This window comes from Collinsella sp. AM28-11LB, from assembly GCF_003469895.1.
In the GTDB taxonomy this organism is placed as follows: domain Bacteria; phylum Actinomycetota; class Coriobacteriia; order Coriobacteriales; family Coriobacteriaceae; genus Collinsella.
The window spans coordinates 1-3,157 of record NZ_QSKJ01000020.1; the positions used below are offsets into that span (position 1 = coordinate 1).

Genomic DNA, 3,157 nt, shown 5'->3' on the forward strand with positions numbered 1-3,157 from the left:
GGCTAGCCCCTTGTCACACAAACTACCGAAGCCTCCTTTTTTCACCTGCTGAAGGTTATCAATCTTCTTATTGAGTATCTCGGCATTCTTTCTTCTGCCAATGCCCTGGCGGGCAGATCCACCCCCCTTTCGGCTGGTTCGGGGGCACAGGCATGCCCTGACGGGCAGATCCACCGCCCTTTCGGCTGGTTCGGGGTCGCAGGCATGCCCTGGCGGGCAGATCAGCGCCTTTTCGGCAGGTTCGGGGGCGCAGGCATGCCCTGACAGACGGCTGCATTGCCCATATGCGTTTTGCGCGCGAGGACCCTGTTGCTCCTGTCAAAAGTGTGGCGAAATGAAGTGGCCCAAAAGAGGGCAGCAGAATACCGAAATCCCAGCTTGAAATAGCTCAGCTATTTGTCACTGTGCGGTTCTGCCTGCTGTGATTAGCCATGCACTGGATTGATTTCCGATCTCAGCCGAACACATTGAGCGGATAGGCCATTCCCGCACCTAGCCGAACGCCCCCGCGGCCCCTCCCGGGGCCCGGGGGGCGCCGTTTTCCCAGTTGAAGGAACGGTGGAGATGTGTTACGATGGGTCCGGTGGCCATGCTCCGCCCGCCGCCCGGCACCTCTTCCCAGACTCAGCCGGACGGTCGGTCCGTCTATTCCGTTTTTTCTCCTAGGCTAGGCCAGCGGGGCATCGCCCCTCTCTGCGCGCGCCCTCTCGATGAGCCCCGGCGTCAGGTCGAGTTCCCCGATGGGCACGTCCCCCACGCCGTAGGCGTCCAGCAGCGCCGCCGCGTCCTCCCCGAGCATCGCCCTGAAGGCGCGCGCGGGCGTCGCGAAGCCGAGCGCGCCGCGGGGCTCGGAGTTCACGTGCGACATGGCCAGCGCCAGGTCGGCCGGGGCGAGCCGGTCGAACCTGATTCCGGCGCCCTTGGGCAGCAGCTTCCTGATCTCGACGTGGTTGCGCTCGCAGGCGCCCTTCTGGTCGCTGCGCCTGGGGTCGCAGTAGAACAGCCTCGTCTCGCCCGGCCCCTCGCCGAGCAGCGCCGCGATCGCCGCCTCGTCGGAGAACTCGGCGCCGTTGTCGGTGAGGACGGCGCGGAACACGCGGCGCGTCCCGTCGGCGCCGAGGATGGCCCGGACGCCCTCCAGGGCGCCCGCGACGCACCCGGCGGTCTTCTCCTCCAGCGGCAGCGCGAGCTGGAGCCTGCTGGGGCGGTGCAGCAGCGTGAGCAGGCAGGCGGAGTCCTCCCGGGCCCCCTCGACGGTGTCCATCTCCCAGGCCGCGGCGCACGCGTCCTCCCCGAGGGCGAGGAACGCGGCATGCGACCTGCGGGCGGAGTGGCGGGTCGCCGCCCGGCCCGCGGCGCGCTTCCTCGGCCTGTAGCCGACCTTGCGCCTGAGCTCCATGTTGGTCATGCCGTCGTAGCCCGCCGAGACCCAGCGGTAGATGGTCGACGGCGACAGGTCCACCGGGCCGCCGTTGCGCGCCGCCATCTGCTCGGGCGACAGCCCCCGGCGCAGGCAGTCCCTTATCGCCTCCAGCCTGGCCGCCGCGGCGGGCTCGTCGGCGTCTATCCCGCGCCTGGACGAGACGAGGACCGAGTCGGCGCACAGCTGCGCGGCGCGGGCCTCGTAGAAGACGTGCGGGCGGCGCTTGCAGCCCATCGCGCGGTAGCGGCCGCACCCGTTGCAGCAGCGCGGCCACGCCGCCAGGCGCGGGCAGGCCGCCGACAGGTCGGTGTCGGCGCCCACGCGCTCGCCGCGCCTGGGCTTCGGCGCCGTCACGAACCTGTGCGACGCCACCTCGGCGCTCACCGTCGAGGGCGACCTGCCCAGCTCCCTCGCGATCTCCCTGCACGAGGCCCTGCGCTCCAGCATCCTCTGGACCGTGTCCCGCTCGTGCCTCGTGAGCCTTCCGTAGGCCCTCGGGGCCGCTTTCGCGGAACCCTTCTTCCTCTTTCCGGACATGCCGTCCTCCGATCTTCCGGGGCCGGCCGGTCCGGCCCTCAGGGTATCGGGTTCCCACATTCATCCGTACATGTACGGATGAATGTGGGAGGTGTTCGGATGAAGTCGATAATCAAGGTAGCCATGCACTGCTGGGGAAGACTCATCCGCTAGAATTGCTTGGACGAAAGGAGACGCAATGGTACTCGACAGATACGCGCGATTTGCTGACAGCGCCGACGTGCTCTCTTGCCCCCTTTGCCACAGCGCCCTGAAGCTGCAGGAAGGGAGCCTCGTATGTCCGAAGAGGCACTGCTTCGATATCGCAAAGCAGGGGTACGTAAACCTTCTAGGGCCCTCCAGGCAGTCAGCCCACTACAGCAAAGAATCCTTTGAGAGCCGCATGGCAATCCTGGAGGCAGGGTATTACGACCACGTGAAAGAAGCCGTCCTCACCGCGGTAGGAAGGGCCCTTTCCCCAAGCGAGGGTCCTGCAGCTGTGAACGCGACGCCATTCCGCGTGCTCGACGCGGGATGCGGAGAAGGCTTCTATGCACGTGCAATCCGAGAAAACCTCTGTGTCGACGTGGTGGCGTTTGACCTCTCAAAAGACGCCATGCTGATGGCGGCCCGCCACGATTCCAGAAAGGCGGTCAAATGGCTGGTTGGCGACCTGACGAACATCCCCGTGCTGAAAGGCTCCATCAACTGCGTGGTGGACGTATTCGCTCCCTCGAACTACGACGAATTCAAGCGCGTTCTCACCCCAACCAGAAACGCCTCCGCGCCAGGAGTGCTGGTCAAAGTGGTTCCAGGCAGCAATCATCTTACGGAGCTGCGCCACCTTGCTGAAGGATCTTTGCGCAGCAAGGAATACTCAAACCAGCTGGTGACCGATTGCTTTGAGAAGCACTTCAAGATGACCGACCGCATCAAGGTGACGCGCACCTTCGAGATGTCCGAAAGGGACGTCCGCGTGTTCGCCGAGATGACGCCGCTGCTGTTCGGCATCGACGCGGAGTCCCTAAATCTATCGCGTGTGAAAAGCATCACCATCGAGGCTGAATTGCTGGTGGGCACCCCTCGCTCCCAAGGCCCTTCATGAGCTCAGCCAGCTCATCATCCTCTTAATTGCAGGGCTGAAGGACAGCCCTTGTCAACCGCCCCAGAAGAAATCTGGCTCTTCGGTGGTTTCTGTGGGAGAGATTCCGGCATAGG

2 protein-coding genes and 1 pseudogene are annotated in these 3,157 nt (G+C 65.0%); 2 read left to right on the plus strand and 1 reads right to left on the minus strand.

The genetic code is table 11. The features are described 5' to 3' along the window. Positions 1-667: 667 nt before the first annotated feature. Positions 668-2,020 carry an IS30 family transposase gene (locus DW732_RS09630; protein ID WP_370214514.1) on the minus strand — a complete coding sequence of 451 codons (1,353 nt, stop codon included), beginning with the start codon at positions 2,018-2,020 and terminating at the stop codon, positions 668-670. A gap of 118 nt (positions 2,021-2,138) precedes the next feature. On the opposite strand from DW732_RS09630, the pseudogene DW732_RS10225 reads away from it, so the two are divergent. Beyond that, a pseudogene (locus tag DW732_RS10225) lies at positions 2,139-2,279 on the plus strand (putative RNA methyltransferase); the annotation flags it as partial. 63 nt (positions 2,280-2,342) lie between these two features. Continuing rightward, positions 2,343-3,044, plus strand: a complete 702-nt coding sequence (locus DW732_RS09635; RefSeq protein WP_052241580.1) for a methyltransferase domain-containing protein — start codon at positions 2,343-2,345, stop codon at positions 3,042-3,044. Positions 3,045-3,157 lie beyond the last annotated feature (113 nt).